Raw genomic sequence first — 20,342 nt, 5'->3', positions numbered from 1 at the left:
CTGTCTGCGTTCACACTGCGTAATGTGTATTGCGTCATGGTGTGCATGAAATGCGTTAAACAGGATAGGCACGTAGCGCAGCCTGGTAGCAGCAGCGAAAGCAACTACTGTTGCTGTAGCGGTGGAATCGAGCACAGCGAGATTACTTACTGTCATGGGGAGGAATATAGACAAAGGAGAGTGTGCAGTAGGGGATTGCACATGTGCAAAAAAGCACATAGAGTAAAGGGGCTAACCTTTCGATTAACCCCTTGACCTATTGGAGTATTTTGGTCGGCACGAGAGGATTTGAACCTCCGACCCCGGACACCCCATGACCGTGCGCTACCAGGCTGCGCTACGTGCCGAACGTGCAAAGAATATTACTGTTTCCGCGTACGATTGCAATATAAGCAACGGTTAACTGCATCATAATTAATCAGTTAGCGATAAAACGCTTCTCTTCGGTCAGCACTTGCAACAACAGTGCCAACTGCGGTTTATGATCTTTCAGCTTATTGCCGCGCGCATCGTAGGCGCTATAACTGCCATTGTTATTGAGCACCAGCGTTACAGTTGGCGTGGTCACCACCAGCTTACTGTCTTCGCTGCTCGCCACCCAATCATGACTTCGTTGCGCAGCAAACAGATCTTCACCTTGTGAGTAGTTCGCCGCGTTGGTGCGCACGTGCAACAGGCGCTGCATCAGCGTGGTCATCACATCTTGCTGGTCGGTGAGTCGATCGATAGTTTGCGCTGGCGTATTTGGCCAATGCACCACCAATGGCACTTGCAGCGTGGCGCGATTGCCTGGATTGTCATCATTGCCATCCAGATTGATCGCGCGCTGAGCGGTAATCACCACCACGGTATTTTTCAGTAAATCTCGTTGCTGCAACGTTTGCAGCACGGCACTGATCTGCTCATCCACGCTGCCGGCCTGGCGCAGGTAACTGCGTTGGCGTGTTTTCACATTATCGCCATTCACCGTCACACCGTTCAACGACACCCACGAGAACCACGGTGCGCTATTGCCTTTCTGGCCGTTTAGCCAGTTTTGCCATTGCGTGACGGTGGTGCTGTTTGGTTGCGTATCCGCCTGCGGCAGCGAGTAATCGGCTAACAAAGCCTGACGATACAACGGTTCACTGAAGCCGTTCGACGAGAATAAGCCAAATTGATAACCCTGCGCGTTCAAGGCATTCAGCAAGGCTGACGGCGTGCGTGAGGCCAATACGCCATCCATATAGCTGGACGAGATGCCGTAGAACAAGCCAAACAAGCCTTTTTCCGGCTGCAATCCGGCGCTGTAGTGCTGGGTGAAGCGTACGTTTTCGCTGGCGAATTGATTGAGCGCGGGCAGGGCTTTATCCACCGTGGCGTTGTTCAGACCATCGACGGTCAGCACCAGCAGATTGTGTCGCGTACCGGCATCACGGAACGTAATGTCGCTCAGCGGATATTGCACCGACAACGCTTCTGGATCACCTTGCTGCACCAGGCGGCGCTGATACTCTTGCGCATCCAGCAAACCGTGGCGCTCCAGGAAGCGGCGTGCGGTCATTGGATAGGAGAGCGGCAGATTGGCGCGCTGCATGGTAATCGGGCGATAGAAATTGGCATCAGCCCAGATGTACAGCAGATGGCTGGCAAAGAAGGCGCAGATGAACAGCGCGGCCAGCGGCTTGCCAAACGAGCGCCGATTCAGGCTGCGCAGCTTCTGCCAGCTCCAGGTGGCGAAAAGCATCTCGACAAGGAAAATCAGCGGTACGCTGATAAACATCAGTTGCCAATCGCGCGCCATCTCACTTTGATCGGGGTTGATCACCAGCTCCCACACCACCGGATTCAGGTGTAAATGGAAGCGGCTGAACACCGCGCTATCAACCATGATCAGCGTCAGCCCGGCGGTGGCGATAATCGCCGATAGCACTCTCAGCAAGCGCTGAGACATCACCACAAAGGTGAGCGGGAAGATGATCAACAGATAAGCAGCGAAAACGATGAAACTGAAATGACCAATCCAACTGGTAAACGCATAAATGCGGCCCGCAAGCGAAGCGGGCCAGTCAGCGACCAACAGATAGCGGCTGCCTAAAATAAAGGCAAAGATAATATTAAACAGGGCAAACCAGTGCCCCCAGCCGATCATCTGGGAGACTTTTTCGCGGTAGCGCTGTCGGTTGGTTACCATATTATGAGGTCAAATCTGCCAATTAATGAGCGTTATCGTCGCGTACGGAAGACTGCAACGCATCCGCGAAAGATCGTGCCAGGCTGCGGCGCTGGGCCGGCGAAACGCTGGTATTGATCAAATTAGTTACCATGTTACCCAACACCATAAGGGAAAGGTCGGTTGGCGCTTTGTCTTTTTCAAGAATCTGCGCCATCTCTGCGAGGAGCTTTTCCACGCGTTCGTCACTGTAGCGGGATGATTGTGGCATATCGTCGTCTAATCAAGGGTGAAAAGGCGGTATATTACCGTAACAACGCACTTTTTTCCGCAATTTTATCGCAAGCAGAGCGATCAGTTTGTGCTGGGAGTTGAAAGCGGCTGCGGGCGGTGTTTGAATACGCGCCTGAGCTTAAAGGAGAGTCTACCATGAGTCTGGATATCGACCAGATTGCCCTGCATCAGTTAGTTAAACGTGATGAAAACCAGCTAGAACTGGTCCTGCGCGACACCTTGTTGCCGGCAACCCGCGCGGTTGAAGAGATGGCGGAAGAGTTGCATCGGGTTTACAGCGCGAAAAGCAAAGCATACGGCTTGTTTAATGAAGAGAGCGAACTGGCCGATGCGCTACGTAACTGCCGCAAAGGGGAAGATGACTTTTTGGCCTTTAGCCGCGCGGCGACCGGACGTTTGCGCGACGAGTTAGGTAAATATCCATTTGCCGACGGTGGCGTTGTGCTGTTCCTGCACTATCGCTATTTGGCGGTCGAGTATTTATTGATCGCGGTGCTGAACAACCAATCAAGCATGCGCGTCAACGAGCAACTTGATATCAGCAGTACCCATTATCTCGATATTAATCATGCCGATATCGTCGCGCGCATCGATCTCACTGAGTGGGAAACCAATCCGGAATCCACCCGTTATCTAACTTTCCTGCGCGGTCGTGTGGGGCGCAAAGTGGCGGATTTCTTCATGGACTTCCTCGGCGCCAGCGTCGGTCTCGACACTAAAGCGCAGAACCGGGGCTTGCTGCAAGCGGTTGACGATTATTGCGCGGAGTCTGAGCTCGACAAAAACGAGCGTCAGAACTACCGCCAGCAGGTTTACAGCTACTGCAATGAACAGTTGCAAGCGGGCGAAGAGATTGCGTTGGAAGATCTTTCCAGCGAACTGCCACCGTTGGGTGAGAAAACCTTCCAGGCCTTTACTCAGGAACAGGGTTACGAGCTGGAAGAGACTTTCCCGGCGGATCGTAGCACCTTGCGCCAGTTAACCAAGTTTGCTGGCAGCGGCGGTGGATTGACCTTGAACTTTGATGCCATGCTGTTGGGCGAGCGTATCTTCTGGGATCCGACCACGGATACATTGACGATTAAAGGCACGCCGCCGAATCTGCGCGATCAGTTGCAGCGCCGCACCAGCGGGAAATAAGTAAAAGCCGGGTAACGTGAGTTCCCGGCTTTTTCGTTAGAACGTGTAATTAAGTGAGCTTTGCAAGGTTGCGTCCGGGCGGAACTGTCCGCCGCCGCTGTGTTTTCCACCAACATGCAGAGACCAGTTATCGCTGAGTGCGCCATCCATACCAATGTGAAGGCGATAGCGATTATCGTTCCAGGCGCTGTAAACGCGGCGACTATGACGATCCTCCAGCGTTAATGTCGAATGGCTGCTGCCCGGCGCATACTGTTTTGCTATTCCCGCGCGCAATGAAATGCCCGGTAATGCCGCACCCAATCCCTGCTTTTTAATCTCAATGCCAGGAGACACTGACCACGGCATTGCGGCACTTATCGCAATCCCCGCATCCTCGCCTTGCAGGCTGTAACGCGGCAAGTAACCCACACTGGCTTCAAGATAGGGTGAAAGCGTCAACGACGGTGCAACAACATCAAATGCATGACCTAACTTAACGCTGCCAGCGACCATATTGCTGCGCTGTTTGTCATTTTTAATCCCCAATACGGGGTCAAGATGCAGATCCTGATGCAAACGCATATAGCGTGCTGCGGCATCGACAAACCAACCAGTTTGGTTAAGCCAACTGGTGTAAACACCCAAGGTGGTGAGAGTATGTTTGGCTTGACCATCGTTGTTTGTCTTGCCCATTCCATAGCTTGCAACAATGCCATACCGCGATGCACCGCGATGTTGGTCAATGCCTAATTCTAACGTTTGTTGGTTTATATTGCCCTGAAGCTGGCTGAGTGTTACCCAGGAACCGTGCAGTTCAGCATCGTCATGCAGTATTTGTGCGCGATCATTAAATGAACTCACTGCTTCATTAAAGAGATACTGACGTGAAGAGAGCAGTGTGCGAGTGCTTTTTACTAACCGTTGATCATCACTTACGTTAAACCAATCTTCCGGCTTGCCCGCGCCTGGTTTACTTTCAGGATCGGGTTTAATTTCGGGTTTGGGATCGGGTTGTTTGCCTGGCTCTGGGACGGGATCAATCACCGGTTCCGGTGGCGTGATGACATCGGGTGTTTTAGCGATCACCCATTTAACTCGGCCTTGATCTTCAACCACTTGATAGTCAGGCGTATAAAGTGAAAAACCACGTCTTAAGGCGGGTAGAGTGAAGAAGTTATGCGCCGTTCCGCCAGGAGCATCAAGCAGGACGAGGTTTTGCGGGATTCGTTCAGGGAAACTTTCACCCAGCATAAAACCGAGGTCGATAGTGTTGCCGCTGCCTTGTGTGGTTCCATCAATGTAAAGGCTATCGCTAAGTCCTGATTGTGGAGCAATGCCCAAGCCAATTTGCAAATTGTTGGCTGTCAGATATTCAACACGCAGTTGCTTCGGGCTCCATACTTCATCGGCAGCAGGCAGGAAAGAGATAATGCCGCCTTTTTGCGCGCTCAGGCGATGCATGCGGCTGCTTGCGGTCAGGTTCCAGAATGCCTGATCACTTATGAACACGTGAGAAGATTGTCGATCGGTGATTGCACCGCGGAAATCGATCTTACCTAGATAGAGCTCAGACTGATCGCCCAACGTAATGTCGCCATGGAGCAAACTGGCTGGAAGATTGTGGAGTTGTTGCGCATTACGCTGAGCTGAATTGCATGAGCCCACACTACTGTAAATGGGCGCAGTGCAACGCAGAATTTGTTGTTCAGCGCTGCCATCCGGCTGGAAACCTAAAAGCAGTTGGCTATGATCGCCCGCCTGAATGTCGGCTTGTACTTGAGCATATTCGCCAATCTGGAAGCGTGCGTTATTCGCGATGACCACATTGCTGGCTGCAAACCGTGAAACAAACCAATCATCTTCAATCTCCACGCCGCCCGCATGTGGCACCGGTTGACCCGAAAGTAGCAGCGTGCCGCTAAAGACGTTGATATTACCGTTGAGGTTGATTCCGCCAGTTAACGCTAGCCGAGTATCATTCAATGTCGGTGAAAAATTTATCTCGAAGCCACCATTCACCACGCCAGGATGGTTGGAACCAATGTAACCGCGATAGACCAGTTGATTAAGTTGTGACGCGCGATAGGCTTGTGCTGCCTGCGCATCAAAACCGATGTATTTCCAATAGCTATTATCTTTTTGATTGGTTGGAAACCAGCTGTAGGTTGGCGTTTTTAATTGAAAATATTCGATGCGTTTCGAGTTGGAATTGTAATCCTCATAAATATCGCCAATCACGCCAGCCGCATTGTTACCTTGCCACTCTTTAATGGAGACATCATTAGCGGTGAACCCGGTTAACGTAAGGTTAGTGTTGCGCTCTTTATTCTGGTTTAGCAGGATCGCGCCGGCATCGGTATGATTAATGGTACGCATGGTCAATGCGTTGCCGTTTAAGTCGAGTTTGCCACCTCGATAACCAAAGAAGATATTGTCACCAGCAACCTGGTCAGCACCATTCAGGATCACCGTCGGGCGGCCGCTAACAATAAACAACTGTGAAAAAGCCTGGCGCTTGCCCTTGTCATCCGCTTGTTGATCGAGGATCACGGTGCCATCGCCGACATTCAAGCCACCGGCATTAATGCCCGTCGCGTTGATATGCAAGATTCCGGCACCGATTTTATGCAGGTTGTCATCCGCTAATCCGTTGACCTGCCACAACACGCGCTGATCGGCATCAACCTCAACGCCGCCGCCAACCCAAGTGGCGTTGACACCGTCAGCAGATTTTACTGTGTAGTTGTTAGAGAATTGCAGCTTACCCGCGCCCAAATTCACTGCATCGGTTAACACAATGTCGCCACCGGCGCCGTTGAAACGTAAATCCTTGCTGGCATCCAACTCCCTTAAGCTGGCTTTCGCCGGTGCCAGATGACGGAAGTTCTCTGCCAGACCTTGCCAGCCCCAGGATTTATGGCCTTGATTAATCGCGCCACTGTTCCAGTAGATGGGGCGACTAGCATCTTCGTCTGTTACATCGGGAGAAACATGCGCCGCCACGATGCTATCGAAATAACCATCCGGTATCAGCGTCGCGCGGGTTTCCGTGCCGTATTTATCTTTTACAACGGAGCGACCCTGATTCGCAGCAACCAGCTTCCACTTTTTATCAATTGCGTCATAAGCATAAACCGGGCTACCGCTGTCACCGGATTGGGAAGCGTTAGAAAGAGGAGATGCACGCGGATCGTCTGGGCTGTACTGAATCCAGTAAAGGTAATTAGGTTTCGTGGTAATGATATCGGGATTGATTGTACCGCCGGAAAGCCATGCATAAGCGCCGGCCAGAGCGTTGAGACCATCCAGTTGATCGTTAACCTGGCGTTGATAGCCAGCACCGACGCGGACAAATGCCGTATAGCGTGTCCCTATACCCGCTCGAAGTTCGCCACTCTCAACCCGTTCAACCGGTGCAATCTCTGTCACCACTTTATTTAGACGCGGCAGCATATAGTCTTGATCGATGACTGCATCAACTTCATTACGGTTTATAAAGATATAGCGTGGGGAAAATGCTGATTGCCCACCAAAAAACACGCTGCCCAGTGAGGTAACATGACGGACGCTTGAAACATACGAAGGGGCGATCAACCCAGCAAACCCTCGACGAGATACGCTGCCCATATCTGGCATAGAAAATGGAAGCACGGCGTCAAGTTCACCGTTTTTTTTATACACCGGAATATTGCTGACACCGATGCGATATTTCCCAAAATTCTCGGCGAAATCGCGATAATCCTGCACTTGAGTGTCATGGCGTAAAATGCCTGACGACGAAGAGAAGCTGACAAACAGCGTAGCGAAGCACGCGAGGTGAGTAAGGTTCACAAGATTTCCTTTGACACTGAGTCCCTGAATTAAGGGCGGCATGATTTCAGTTCGTCAATTAGGCTGCCAGGTGAACGGTCTTAAATGATTTAAGACAAAAACAGGCGAGGGTTAAATAGCAGGCAAAATAAAAGGGCCGGTTTCGCAACCGACCCTTCTATCATCAACTCATTCAGCGATTAAGCGCGAACGAAGTCGATGTGGTGCAGTTTTGGCTTGAACGGATGACGCTGTACCGCCTGAGCTTTAACTTTGATTTCTTTGCCATCAACAGCGATGGTCAGTACTTCGCTGTAGAACTCAGGTTTAACCTGCACGTTCATTACTGCGTCGTGGTCCAGTTCGATAGCGACTGGTGCTTCATTTCCGCCATAGATGATGGCTGGGAATTTGTTTGCTGCACGCAGGCGGCGGCTCGCACCCTTACCCTGGTCTTTACGTACTTCAGCGTTAATAGTGAACATTTGATATCTCTTTCAATAGTTCCTGCTACAGGCGACCCAGCAACAGGACGGTTATTCAAACGCTTTTACGGATGCAAAAGCGGGCGGCATTATAGCCCCAATGGGGTGACAGGGGCAAATGATTCCGCCGCTTATCGCAGTTCATTAGCGCGCCGATAGCGGCCTTGATAATCAAACATTTTTTCGCGAATCTGCCAAAAATGCCCTTTGGCGCGCGCGACGACGAAGTCTGGATGACGCAATAACGGTTGCAGGGCGATGACATCTGCGGCGGTTTGCCAACCGAGCTCTACGCCAGGCGCACGTTGGTGCGGACGCATAAACAGCTGCTCAAAGGCTTTACGCTGCGCAGGCGTTTGCAGGCGAAAACGCTCGCTCACGCTGGTGCCATCCTCATCAAAATAGGTGGCTTTTAGCCATTCACCTTTATCGTCTCGTCCCTGTTCTAGCGTCATGCCTGCACAGCGCAACACGCGAGCATCTTTAAGTTTCAGCGCGGCTTTCAGCATGTCATCGGGGTCGACCAGTATCTTGTCGCACTCGCGGCAACGGCGGGCGGCAATATCATTCTCGGCGTTACAATCCGGGCAGTTTTTGAAGCGAAAGCGATAATCGCACTGTTCGCGCTCGCCATCATCATCCTCCAGCACGCCCTGACAGCGACGGCCAAAATGTTCGATGATGTGGCCGTCTTCGGTGGTTTTGCCCCAAAAGGTATTAGCAAAACCGCAGGCAGGACAGAAAACCTGCACCGGTTGATTGTCGCTGGCACCTTTCGGTGTGCCGACTTCCGGCGTGAAAAGATCGTGCGGATTGCCGGCATAATCCAGCACCAGACAATCAGTTTTACCCGGCGCTAAACGCAAGCCGCGACCCACGATTTGCTGATACAAACTCACGGATTCCGTTGGTCGTAGAATGGCGATCAAATCCACGTGCGGCGCATCAAAACCGGTGGTTAATACCGCCACGTTGACCAGAAACTTCAGTTGCTGCGCTTTGAACTCAGCAATCAAACGATCGCGATCTTTCACCGCCGTTTCAGCCGAAACTAAGGCGCTATTTTCCGGCAGCAAGGTGAGAATTTCGCGCGCGTGTTCGACCGTGGAAGCAAATACCATCACGCCGCGGCGATCGTCAGCGAACTCAACAATCTGGCGGATGATGTGCGGCGTCACGCGATGTTGTTGTTTCAGTTCACGGTTGAGATCGGCTTCGCTAAATAAGCCGTTGTTTTGCGGGATCAAACGGCTGAAATCATACTGCACCACCGGCATATCCAGCCGTTCAGGCGGCACTAAAAAGCCGTGTTTGATCATATAGCGCAGCGGCAATTCATAGATGCAGTCACGAAACAGCGCCTTCTCGTCACCGCGCACCATGCCGTGATAATGAAACTGGTAAATCCAGCCTTTGCCGAGACGGAAGGGCGTTGCAGTCAATCCCAGCAAGCGTAGTTGCGGATTGTGCTGACGCAAATGGGCAAACAGTTGCTGATATTGGCTCTCTTCGTTATCGCTGATGCGATGGCACTCATCGACGATCACTAATGAAAAGGCACTGTCGAAGCGATCCAGATTACGCGCCACCGACTGCACACTGCCAAATACCACTTTGCCTTCGCTATGCTTGCGCTGCAAACCAGCGGCAAAAATGTCGGCGTCTAATCCGTAAGCCTGATATTTACTGTGATTTTGCTCAACCAGCTCTTTCACATGCGCCAATACCAACACACGACCGCGCGCCAATCGTGCCAGCTCAGCAATTACCAGGCTTTTCCCCGCACCGGTTGGCAGCACGATGACGGCTGGTGTGGCGTGGCGACGAAAGTGGTTGAGCGTGGCGTCAACGGCTTCTTGTTGATAGGGGCGCAGGGTGAAAGACATTGAGGCAAACTTTTTTCTGGAACGGACGCGCATTATGGCATGAAAGCCAGTGAAACGCAGGTTGGCTACTGTTAGCAGGCGAAGGATCAAGCTATACTCCCGTCACATTCTTAACGGACAAAAACACCGTTTCAGTTTCCCCCGCAGTAACAGGCAAAACGAATTCATGCGACTCGAAAAATTCATATCTCAGCAACTGGAAGTCAGCCGTGCTATCGCTGGACGCGAAATCCGCGCTAAAAAAGTCACCATTAACGGCGAAGTCGTGCGCGATGCGGCTTACAAAGTGTTGCCGGACGATGAAGTTGAATACGATGGCAATCCGCTGGTGGTGCAGCAAGGCCCGCGCTATTTCATGCTGAACAAGCCGCAAGGTTATGTCTGCTCGACTGACGATCCCGATCATCCAACCGTGCTGTTCTTCATTGAAGAGCCAGCGGCGTTCAAGCTGCACGCCGCAGGGCGTTTGGATATCGATACCACCGGTTTGGTGCTGTTGACCGATGATGGTCAATGGTCGCACCGCATTACTTCGCCGAAGCACCATCTGGAAAAAACCTATCTGGTGGAAGTGGAAGAGCCGATTGATCCGTCGCTGGTAGAGAAATTCGCCGCCGGCGTGCAGTTGCACAATGAAAAAGATCTCACTAAACCGGCGGTGCTGGAAATCCTTGATGAGAAAGCCGCGCGCTTGACCATCAGCGAAGGGCGCTACCATCAGGTTAAGCGTATGTTTGCCGCGATGGGCAACCACGTTGCTGCGCTGCACCGCGAACGTATCGGTGACATTGAACTGGATGAGGATCTCGGTGAAGGTGAATACCGCGAACTGACTCAGCAAGAAATCGACAGCATCGGATTACCTGAAGAACTTAAAAAACGCAAATAGCGGGAGAAAGCGGTGCGCAAGGAAAAGAATTCGCCGGTTGGTTTAGTAGTCATCCTCGGGTTGCTGGCGATGTTGATGCCGCTTTCCATTGATATGTACTTGCCTGCCATGCCACAAATCGCGCGGGAATTTGCGGTTTCGGCAGGTAGTGTGCAGATGACGCTTAACCTCTACATCCTCGGCTTTGCCATTGGTCAATTAGTGTATGGCCCGTTGGCAGATAGCTACGGTCGTAAACCGGTGATTGTGTTAGGCACACTGATTTTTGCCTGTGCCGCCGCGGCTTGCGCGCTGTCCCAAACCATCGATCAGCTGATCATCATGCGCTTCCTGCATGGTCTATCGGCCGCTGCCGCTAGTGTGGTGATCAATGCCCTGATGCGCGATACCTACTCGAAAGAGGACTTCTCACGCATGATGTCGTTTGTCATGTTGGTGACGACTATCGCGCCGCTTCTGGCCCCGATCATTGGCGGCTGGTTGTTGCTGTTGTGGAACTGGCATGCGATTTTCTGGACGTTGGCAGGTGCCGCGTTGATCACCACGGTTTTGGTGGTGACGCAAATCCGCGAAACATTGAAGCCGGAGCAGCGGCAACGTTTCCATTTCCGTACCACGATCAGCAATTTCGTGACTTTATTTCGCCACAAGCGCGCCTTTAGTTACATGCTGGCCAGCGGCTTCTCCTTCGCCGGGTTGTTTACTTTCCTCAATGCGGGCCCGTTCGTCTACATCGAAATTAACCACGTATCGCCGCAGAACTTCGGTTACTACTTCGGTCTAAACGTGGTGTTCCTGTTTGTCATGACCTTGATTAACAGCCGCGCGGTGCGTCGTTTTGGCCCGCTGAAAATGTTCCGTATCGGATTGGTGATTCAATTCGCCATGGGGATTTGGTTATTAGTCTCCAGCGCGCTGGATTTGGGCTTCCTGTCATTGGTGTTTGGCGTAGCGATGTTTATCGGCTGCGTATCGACAGTTTCGTCGAATGCGATGGCGGTGATTCTTGATGAGTTCCCACATATGGCTGGCACCGCCTCTTCCCTGGCTGGCACGCTGCGTTTTGGCGTCGGGGCATTGGTCGGGGCGTTGATGTCATTAGTCAGCATTAACAGTGCATGGCCGATGGTCGCGACCATTGCATTGTGTGCCACCATTTCAGTGGTGCTGTTTAACTATGCCTCACGTCCTCGTCATGCAGTGTAAGTAAAGCCGGTCACCAAAAATGGTGACCCTACAAGCATGAAATCCCTGGCTTTTTTGTAGGGTCGCCATTTATGGCGGCCTACAGCATCTCAACTTCCACGCTTAAAACTCGCTAATCCCCATTCATTCGTTATGCTTAATGTTTCCATAATGTGAAATTTTATGGATAAAAAAGTAACCGAATTGCACCTAAAATGATTGTTAACTGCCGCCGAACACGGTAAACATAGGCCTAAATGCGAGAAGCTTCGCAAATAATAATTTTGCTACATGCTTTGTATTGAAAACGAGAAGGCAAACCTTGACGTCCGTATTCTTAGCTGACCGGGTTGGGATTCACCACGTTATGCCGTCGTTGTGAATAAAATTACGTCTCTGGGGGGCCGTATAACTATGCTGCAACTTTCTGTTGTGCATCGCTTGCCACAACACTATCGCTGGTCGGTGGATCATGTGGGTGAAATTGAACGTCTGGAAAGCGCCAATGGCGTTCATGCTGAGGATTTGGTGGTGCTACGTCTGATTAGCCACGATGGCCATCTGGCGTTGGAGATTCTGCACCAACTAAAGGACACGCTGGCGCAGATTCAGGTGGAATGCAAAATCGCGGAGTATGAAGGGCAACCGTGTTTGTTGATTCAACGTGAAGATGAAAGCGCCACTAATTGCTGCCTGAAAAATCAAGGTGTCGCGATCGCCGAAACCTTCGACGGTCACTGAGTCAAATCTTTTCCCTGTGCGGAAGCCAGCAGTTGACGCGTGTAGTTGGCTGTTGGTGCGTTAAACAACTTATCGCAGTCACCTTGCTCAACCACTTCTCCCTGGCGCAACACAATCAGCTGATGGCATAACGCGCGTACCACCTGCAAATCATGGCTGATAAACAAATAGGCTAACTGATGTTGTTGCTGTAAACGTCGCAACAAGGTCAGGATTTGCTTCTGCACCGAGCGGTCCAGCGACGACGTTGGCTCGTCTAACACAATCAACTGCGGTTCAAGAATTAACGCGCGGGCAATCGCAATGCGCTGGCGCTGACCGCCGGAAAATTCAGCCGGATAACGCGATCGGCTCTCGGCATCCAATCCCACTTCCTGCATTACCGCAATCACTTTGACTTCCTGCTCGGCAGCGCTCAGTTCTGGTCGATGTACCGCTAATCCTTCGGCAATCACCTGATGTACTGTCATTCGCGGATTAAGTGAAGAATTGGGATCCTGGAACACTACCTGGATGCGTTGGCGCAGCGGCAGTAGTTGCTTAGGCGATAATTGGTGCAAGGGTTGATCGTCAAACCAGATTTCACCGCGCGCAGCAATCAAACGCAACAACGCCAGGCCAGTGGTGCTTTTACCCGAACCCGATTCGCCGACTAATCCGAGGCTTTCACCACGGCGCAATGTGAAACTGAGATCGTTTAGCGCCATCTTTTCCGCCACGGTACGTCTGAGTATTCCACGACGGATTGGGAATGCCACCTGCAAGTTTTTTACCTGCAATAGCGGTTTGTCATCCAGCAATGGCACGGGGTTGCCATCCGGTTCAGCGGCGAGCAGCTCACGGGTATACGCATGCTGCGGTTGGCTAAACAGTAAATCGCAGCGGTTATGTTCCACACCGCGACCATTGCGCATTACCGTTACGCTGTGCGCCAGCTGACGCACAATATTCAGGTTATGGGTGATGAACAGCATCCCCATATTCAGCTCGCGCTGCAGTTCGCGCAGCAACTGCAGAATTTGTGCCTGAACGGTGACATCCAGCGCAGTAGTCGGTTCATCGGCAATCAACAGTTTCGGCTGGGTCAGCAACGCCATGGCGATCATCACGCGCTGACGCTCACCGCCAGAAAGCTGATGCGGGAAATCCTGTAATCGCGATGCAGCATTGCGTATGCCAACCCGATCAAGACAGCTCAGCATTTCGCCGCGCGCGGCTTCACGTCGCATACCGCGATGCACCGATAAAACCTCATATAGCTGTTTTTCCACCGTATGCAGCGGGTTGAGCGATACCATCGGCTCCTGAAAAATCATCGCCATTTGGTTGCCGCGCAGTCCACGCATCTCACGCTCACTAGCCTGTAAAATATCCTGCCCGTTAAACAGGATTTCACCTTGAGGATAATTGACTGGCGGCTGTGGCAACAAGCGCATGATCGACAACGCGGTAACGCTTTTGCCGGAACCCGATTCCCCCACCAATGCCAGCGTTTCACCGGCATCGATGTTCAACGAAATATCTTCCACCACGCGGCGATCCTGAAAAGCCACCGCCAGATGATTTACTGTTAACAGGCTCATTAGCGTCCTCGGCTCGGATCAAAGGCATCGCGTACCGCTTCGCCGATAAAGATCAGTAACGACAGCAGCAGGGTGAGCGAGAAGAAGCCCGCTAATCCCAGCCAGGGTGCCTGTAAATTATTTTTTCCCTGCAATAGCAATTCGCCGAGCGACGGCGAGCCCACCGGCAAGCCAAAGCCGAGGAAATCCAGCGAAGTCAGCGTAGTAATCGAACCGCAGAGAATAAACGGCAGAAAAGTCAGCGTGGCGACCATGGCATTGGGCAACATATGGCGCAGCATAATGCGGCTATCGCTGACGCCTAGCGCCCGCGCGGCGCGAATATAATCGTAATTACGGGTGCGCAAGAATTCGGCGCGCACCACGCTGACCAAACTCATCCAGCCAAACACCACCGTGAGCAGCAGCAGCCACCAGAAACCGGGCTGAATCACACTCGAGAGTAGAATCAGCATGAACAGCGTCGGCATGCCGGACCACACTTCAATCAGGCGTTGGCCGACCAAATCGATCAGCCCACCAAAATAGCCTTGCAGTGCGCCGACCACGATACCAATCACGCTGGAGAACAGCGTCAGCAAGATACCGAACAGCAGCGAAATGCGTGTGCCGTAAAGCAAACGTGCGAGCACGTCGCCGCCATTAGCGTCAGTGCCAAGCCAGTTTTGCGCGGAAGGTGGCGAAGGGAAGGGCACATCGGTGGCGAAATTGATGGTGCTGTCACTGAAACGAATCGGTGCCCAAATCGCCCAGCCTTGCTGATCGATGCGCTGTTTTAACCACGGATCCTGATAATCCGCTGGCGTAGAGAAATCGCCGCCGAAATCACTTTCGCTGTAGTTGAAAAGCAGCGGCATGTACCAGCGTTGTTGGTAATGCACCAGCAACGGTTTGTCATTGGCCAGCAACTCTGCGCCCAGCGACAGGACAAAAATCAGCAGGAAAATCCACAGCGACCAATAGCCGCGACGATTGTGGCGAAAGCGCTGCCAGCGCTGCTTGTTAATTGGAGATAACCGCATCAGCGTCCCTCAAAATCAATGCGTGGATCGACCAAGGTGTAGGTCAAATCGCTGAGAATGTTCATCAGTAGGCCGATCAAGGTGAAGATATACAGCGTGCCAAACATCACCGGATAGTCGCGTTGAATGGTGGCGTCGTAGCCGAGCAGGCCCAATCCATTTAACGAGAACATCACTTCAATCAGCACTGAGCTGGTGAAAAACATACTGATAAAGGTGGCGGGAAAACCGGCTATCACCAACAGCATGGCGTTACGGAAAACGTGTCCATACAACACGCGTTTTTCATCCAGCCCTTTGGCGCGCGCGGTGACGACATATTGTTTACGCACCTCATCGAGAAACGAGTTTTTGGTCAACATGGTTAGCGTGGCAAAACCGCCAATCACCGTTGCCAGCACCGGTAGCGTGATGTGCCACAGATAATCGGAGATCTTGCTGTACCACGGCAGCGTATCGAATTGCGGTGATGTCAGGCCGCGCAGCGGGAACCAGTCGAAATAGCTGCCGCCAGAGAACAACACAATCAGCATGATACCGAACAGAAACGCCGGTACCGAGTTACCGATGACGATGACCATGCTGCTCCAGAAATCGAAAGTGCTGCCATTGCGCACCGCTTTTTTGATGCCGAGCGGAATCGACACTAAATAGATGATCAGCGTGCTCCACAATCCGAGGCTAATCGAAACCGGCAAACTCTCTTTGATCAGTTGCAACACCGATGCACTGCGGAACAGGCTGTCGCCAAAATCGAAGCGAATGTAGTTCCACAGCATTTCTCCATAACGTTGCAATAGCGGTTTATCGAAGCCATAGCGATGCTTAATTTCCGCAATCACTTCAGGATCGAGACCCCGCGCGCCGCGATATTGGCTGTCGCCGGGATTGTCGCGCTGCAAAGCACCGCGTGCACCAACGTCAGCGCCGCTAGAGCCAGGAAGTCCGGTGCTGTGACCAAATTGCACATTGGCTAAGGCCTGATCCACCGGACCGCCTGGTGCAATCTGCACAATGAAAAAGTTTAAGGTGATGATCGCCCACAACGTGGGAATAATCAGCAGCAGTCGGCGGAGAAAATAAGCGGGCAAACGGCACTCCTCAACGACGATCGGCCGGTAAACGCGCGGCCTTATTGACGTCGTACCACCAGTTATCCAGACCAGTAGCAAACGCAGGTTTAATCTCAGGATGGGAAAACTTGTCCCAGTACGCCATACGATCCTCAGCGCTGTACCACATCGGGATCATATAGGCATTCCACAGCAGAATACGGTCTAATGCCTGACCCAACGGCAGCAGGGCTTTTTCATCACCTTGATGTTCCACGATCTGCTGCACAAAGTGGTCAACTATCGGATCTTTCACCCGCGGCGTATTCCACGATGAAGCGATAAATTCAGACTGCCAAATGGTGCGTAAGCTGGTAGAAGGCCATGGCATCGCGTAATAGAGTGACGGAATCATGTCGTAATCACCTTCACGCAAGCGCCGTAAATATTGCGAGCTGTCAATTTGCCGCAGTGAGACCTGAATGCCGAGTCGTTCAAGGCTGTGCTGGAATGGCAGCGCCCAGTCATTTTGCGTGCCGCTGCGCATTAATAGTTCGAAACGGAACGGTTGACCAGTTTTAACATTCACCAATTGCTGATTTTTAATTTCCCAACCGGCCGCTTTCAGCAGGTTCATGGCTTTCAACAAATTGGCGCGATCGAAACCACTGCCGTCGGATCGCGGCGGCGCATATTCATTGTTGAACACTTCTGCCGGCAGTTGCGCCTTATACGGTGCCAGTAAAATCAGTTGTTCCGCTTTGGGATAACCTTGCGCGGCATACGCGGTGTTTTGGAAATAGCTAGTGGTCCGTTTGTAAGCGCCGTAAAACAGCGCTTTGTTCATCCATTCAAAATCAAACGCCAGCGTGATGGCTTCACGTACGCGACGGTCAGCAAACAGCGGTTTTTCGTTATTAAAGGCCAACCATTGGGTGTTGGTCGAGACGGTATTAGGAATGGTGGATTTCACAATCGCGTGGTTATCAAAGTTACGGCCGCGATATTGCGTCGCCCATTTTTTGGCCGAACTTTCCTGGCGCAGATCGAAAGCGCCAGCCTTAAAGGCCTCGAACGCCACGTTATCGTCAAGATAATAGTCGTAACGCAGCGTATCGAAATTAAAGCGTCCGCGATTAACCGGCAGATTAGCCGCCCAATAATCCTTCACTCGGCTGTACTGAATAAACTGGCCAGGTTTATACGACGTCACACGATAAGGCCCGCTGGAGAGCGGCGGATAACCAATCGGCTCGTTAAACTTTTTGTTTTGCCAGAATTTCTCCGGCAGCACCGGCAGCGTCAACCAACCCATAATCAGATCTTTATCCGACTTTGGCACATCAATGCGCACGGTGAGGCGGTTCAGCGCGGTCACTTTTACGCCGCGATAGGCAACGCGAAATTGTGGAACGCCTTCGGTCATGAATTTCTGGAAGGTAAACGCAACATCCTGCGCGGTGATGGGCGTGCCGTCCTGAAACTGCGCATGCGGATTGATGGCAACTTCCATCCAGTGATAATCGCTGGGATAACGCGCCGATTCGGCAATCAGCGGATAATAGCTGCCGGGTTCATCATCAGAGTTGGTAAACAGGCTGTCGTACAGCGTATCGGTGCCAATACCGGGATTGCCACGCGAAGCATAGCGATTGAAGTTGTCATAGGTGCCGACCACCGCCAAGGTAATCTTGCCGCCTTTGGGCGCGGCGGGATTAGCGTAATCATAATGATTGAAATTGACCGCGTATTTCGGTTCGCCCAACTGAGCAAAGGCGTAGCTTTCGTTGATGGTTTCGGCCTGAAGCGGCGCAATGGCGCTACAAAGCAACAACGCTGTGACAAGACGCAGCAGCATAAGTGGGGCGATCTCCTGTGGTGTACCGCACTTTATGGTAGCAGTTTCATGGGGTTCGCGTGATGTTAACTCAGGATACGTTGACGTTGGAAATAACTGGCGAGTTTTTCCGGACGCAATGGACGGCTGAACAGATAACCTTGCAAATGCGTGACGCCACGATTCACCAACCACGCGGCCTGATCGCCGGTTTCAACGCCTTCAGCAACGGTTTTCAGATTGAGCTTCTTCGCCAGCAGCAATACCGCATCCAAAACCGGTGAAGTGACGGTTTCGGTGCCGATGCTCTGCACAAAACCACGATCGATCTTCAAATAATCGAACGGATATTTTTCCAGATAAATCAGTGCGCTGTGGCCGGTACCAAAGTCATCGATGGCAATTTTGAAGTTGTGTTCATGCAGCCACGCGAAAATTTCTCCGGCATTCTTTTCGCCCACCATGGTGCGTTCGGTGATTTCAAACACGTAGTTGAAATGGTCGGCGGGCATAGCGTTGATCCACGTTTGTACATCATGACGGAAACTTTCTGAGGCCAGATGCAGCGGCGAAAGGTTGAGGCTCATCTGTGTGCCGCGCGGCAGTTGCTGGCAGAGGAACTGTGCATCACGCGCTACCAAAGTGAACAGATGCTGCGTCAGCGGAATGATCAGGTTCTGCGCTTCGGCGTAGCTAATGAAAGCATCCGGCGGAATCATGCCCTCAATCGGATGTGTCCAGCGCAACAACGCTTCTACACCGTATGGTTGCCCATCATGCGCGGTAACCAGCGGTTGATACTCAACGTGAAACTGGCCGCGTTTCATCCCCTGCATGATCTCTTTGCCCGGGCGCTGATGGCGCGTCAGCAACAGCCAGCTTGCGGCGGTGACCAATAATGAGAACAGCAAACCGGTCAACAGCGCGAGCGAGTAATCGCGCGGGGCTAAGGTGCTGCCAAACAACATAAAATGCAGCGCGCTATTCTTGAAAGCTATTTCATGCAGCGGCAATGGCAAATCACTAACCTTCACCACTTTGTTGGTGCCGCTCAGCAGCGCTTTGTTGCCGATCACTAACGCCAATCCGGTGATTTCAGGATGATAAGAAGCCAGCAGCTGATAAGGCGTCAGATTGATGTTCATGGTAGCGAGAATGCCGGTTTCTTTGGTTCCCGGGCTTTTCATCCATAACGCCAGCGCCGGTTTGGTCGGCAGCAGCGGCGTGCCTTCCATTAAGCGAATATCACGATCGCGTTCCAGTTCCGATTCAGGAGAAATATCGTTTGCAGGTAGCAGAAACGCGCCGGTGGCGGAGGAACAATAGGCATTGCCGTCGCGCACCAGCAGAATGGCGCGGATATTACCCGCGAAGGCGGCGCGTGAGGTTAGCTCACGGCTGACATTGCTACAGGTTAATTGGGTGTATTGCTGCAGTGGATAAAGTGTATCCACTAAGGTTGTGATGACTTGTTGTAAATCGTCGCGGCTATTAGCCAGTAGCTGTTCGTGTTGCTGTATGCGTTTTTGCCAGGTCAGCGTTAAGAGAACGGTGACAAAAAGCAGAAAAAATACAGCGCCGATGATCGCGCTACTCCAGGCGATGCGGCGTGAATAGCTTGCATGACGTTTCAGCGTCCCCGACAGTGGCATGGAGTTCATTCCCCTTGTCTTGCCATTTTTTATTATGTTTATCGTATTTGGTGACGACCCATTTTTCGGGCTGGCAACAGGCGTTGGTATGCTGCTGTTAGCACGGTTTTTTGAGTATCAGGAAGTCAACGAGAATATAACGAGAGCGCGAACAAAGTCTCGTTATATTTTTGATTCTCAATTACTTTTTATCATTCGAATTTGAGTTAAAAAATGCAGGCGAAAAAAAACGCTGCCGGGGCAGCGTTTTCTGATTCTCTGGCTGAGAGGATCTTCATAGCAATACTTTAGCTTGGGTTTTTAGCTAAAACCCGACGCGCTTCGCGGTAACGATTTTTCCAATAACTGTCGTTCAGATTGGAAATCATTACGCCACTGCTGGTGGACGCGTGAACAAAATTATCGTTGCCGAGATAGATGCCAACATGTCGACCGGTAGAACCGGCGCGGAACAACACTAAGTCACCGGCGCGCAATTTATTGCGTGAAATCTCTTTGCCTGTGTCTTGCTGTTCTGACGTTGAACGTGGCAAATCTAAACCGAACTGCTCGCGAAAGGTGCGCTGAACAAAAGCAGAACAATCAATGCCGCGTTTGGTGTCGCCGCCTAAGCGATAACGTACACCTTTCCA

At 51.9% G+C, this 20,342-nt stretch carries 15 protein-coding genes and 1 tRNA gene; 4 read left to right on the top strand and 12 right to left on the bottom strand.

What is annotated here, in order from left to right:
* Positions 1-270: 270 nt before the first annotated feature.
* From ABDW13_RS17070 to ABDW13_RS17060, 3 genes are all read right to left on the bottom strand, one after another.
* Positions 271-347: transfer RNA gene (locus tag ABDW13_RS17070), tRNA-Pro, on the bottom strand.
* A 71-nt stretch (positions 348-418) separates the two neighbouring features.
* Positions 419-2,173, bottom strand: coding sequence for an LPS biosynthesis-modulating metalloenzyme YejM (gene yejM, locus ABDW13_RS17065; RefSeq protein ID WP_343553752.1), 1,755 nt, complete (start codon positions 2,171-2,173; stop codon positions 419-421).
* Between the two features lie 22 nt (positions 2,174-2,195).
* Positions 2,196-2,423 (bottom strand): YejL family protein, encoded by a 228-nt coding sequence (locus ABDW13_RS17060; RefSeq protein WP_343553751.1) that lies wholly within the window; start codon positions 2,421-2,423, stop codon positions 2,196-2,198.
* Between the two features lie 158 nt (positions 2,424-2,581).
* Between ABDW13_RS17060 and yejK the strand changes: the two genes are divergently transcribed.
* Positions 2,582-3,586 (top strand): nucleoid-associated protein YejK, encoded by a 1,005-nt coding sequence (yejK, locus tag ABDW13_RS17055; protein WP_343553750.1) that lies wholly within the window; start codon positions 2,582-2,584, stop codon positions 3,584-3,586.
* 36 nt (positions 3,587-3,622) lie between these two features.
* Here yejK and ABDW13_RS17050 read toward each other — a convergent pair whose 3' ends face one another.
* The 3 genes from ABDW13_RS17050 to ABDW13_RS17040 all read right to left on the bottom strand — a co-directional run bounded on the left by ABDW13_RS17050 (position 3,623) and on the right by ABDW13_RS17040 (position 9,749).
* Positions 3,623-7,399, bottom strand: a complete 3,777-nt coding sequence (locus tag ABDW13_RS17050) for a S6 family peptidase (RefSeq protein WP_343553748.1) — start codon at positions 7,397-7,399, stop codon at positions 3,623-3,625.
* Between the two features lie 179 nt (positions 7,400-7,578).
* The gene (gene rplY, locus ABDW13_RS17045) at positions 7,579-7,863 is read right to left on the bottom strand and encodes a 50S ribosomal protein L25 (RefSeq protein ID WP_343553747.1); all 285 of its coding nucleotides are present in this window, start codon (positions 7,861-7,863) and stop codon (positions 7,579-7,581) included.
* Between the two features lie 131 nt (positions 7,864-7,994).
* Positions 7,995-9,749: a DEAD/DEAH box helicase gene (locus ABDW13_RS17040; RefSeq protein WP_343553745.1), complete on the bottom strand. Its 1,755-nt coding sequence runs from the start codon at positions 9,747-9,749 to the stop codon at positions 7,995-7,997.
* Positions 9,750-9,915: 166 nt separating this feature from the next.
* Between ABDW13_RS17040 and rsuA the strand changes: the two genes are divergently transcribed.
* The 3 genes from rsuA (at position 9,916) to ABDW13_RS17025 (ending at position 12,564) form a co-directional block, all read left to right on the top strand.
* Positions 9,916-10,638 carry a 16S rRNA pseudouridine(516) synthase RsuA gene (rsuA, locus tag ABDW13_RS17035; protein WP_343553744.1) on the top strand — a complete coding sequence of 241 codons (723 nt, stop codon included), beginning with the start codon at positions 9,916-9,918 and terminating at the stop codon, positions 10,636-10,638.
* A 12-nt stretch (positions 10,639-10,650) separates the two neighbouring features.
* The gene (locus tag ABDW13_RS17030; protein WP_343553743.1) at positions 10,651-11,844 is read left to right on the top strand and encodes a Bcr/CflA family multidrug efflux MFS transporter; all 1,194 of its coding nucleotides are present in this window, start codon (positions 10,651-10,653) and stop codon (positions 11,842-11,844) included.
* Positions 11,845-12,237: 393 nt separating this feature from the next.
* On the top strand, positions 12,238-12,564 hold the full coding sequence (locus ABDW13_RS17025) for a hypothetical protein (protein WP_343553742.1): 327 nt from the start codon (positions 12,238-12,240) through the stop codon (positions 12,562-12,564).
* Here ABDW13_RS17025 and yejF read toward each other — a convergent pair.
* The 6 genes from yejF to mepS all read right to left on the bottom strand — a co-directional run.
* Entirely contained in the window at positions 12,558-14,147 is a 1,590-nt protein-coding gene (gene yejF, locus ABDW13_RS17020) for a microcin C ABC transporter ATP-binding protein YejF (protein WP_343553741.1), read from the bottom strand. The genes ABDW13_RS17025 and yejF overlap by 7 nt on opposite strands.
* Positions 14,147-15,169: a microcin C ABC transporter permease gene (locus tag ABDW13_RS17015; protein WP_343553740.1), complete on the bottom strand. Its 1,023-nt coding sequence runs from the start codon at positions 15,167-15,169 to the stop codon at positions 14,147-14,149. Before ABDW13_RS17015 ends, yejF begins: the two co-directional genes overlap by 1 nt.
* Entirely contained in the window at positions 15,169-16,260 is a 1,092-nt protein-coding gene (locus ABDW13_RS17010) for a microcin C ABC transporter permease YejB (protein WP_343553739.1), read from the bottom strand. The genes ABDW13_RS17015 and ABDW13_RS17010 overlap by 1 nt, the downstream gene beginning before the upstream one ends.
* A 10-nt stretch (positions 16,261-16,270) precedes the next feature.
* Positions 16,271-18,079, bottom strand: a complete 1,809-nt coding sequence (locus tag ABDW13_RS17005; protein WP_343553738.1) for an extracellular solute-binding protein — start codon at positions 18,077-18,079, stop codon at positions 16,271-16,273.
* A 65-nt stretch (positions 18,080-18,144) separates the two neighbouring features.
* Complete coding sequence (locus ABDW13_RS17000) at positions 18,145-19,710, bottom strand: cyclic di-GMP phosphodiesterase (protein WP_343553737.1); 1,566 nt, start codon at positions 19,708-19,710, stop codon at positions 18,145-18,147.
* A 287-nt stretch (positions 19,711-19,997) separates the two neighbouring features.
* Positions 19,998-20,342 (bottom strand): bifunctional murein DD-endopeptidase/murein LD-carboxypeptidase (gene mepS, locus ABDW13_RS16995; protein WP_343553736.1); only part of this gene is annotated, 345 nt, incomplete at its 5' end.

Origin of the sequence: Pantoea sp., from assembly GCF_039594315.1 — a bacterium.
In the GTDB taxonomy this organism is placed as follows: domain Bacteria; phylum Pseudomonadota; class Gammaproteobacteria; order Enterobacterales; family Enterobacteriaceae; genus Pantoea.
This window is presented reverse-complemented; position numbering and strand designations above follow the sequence as displayed.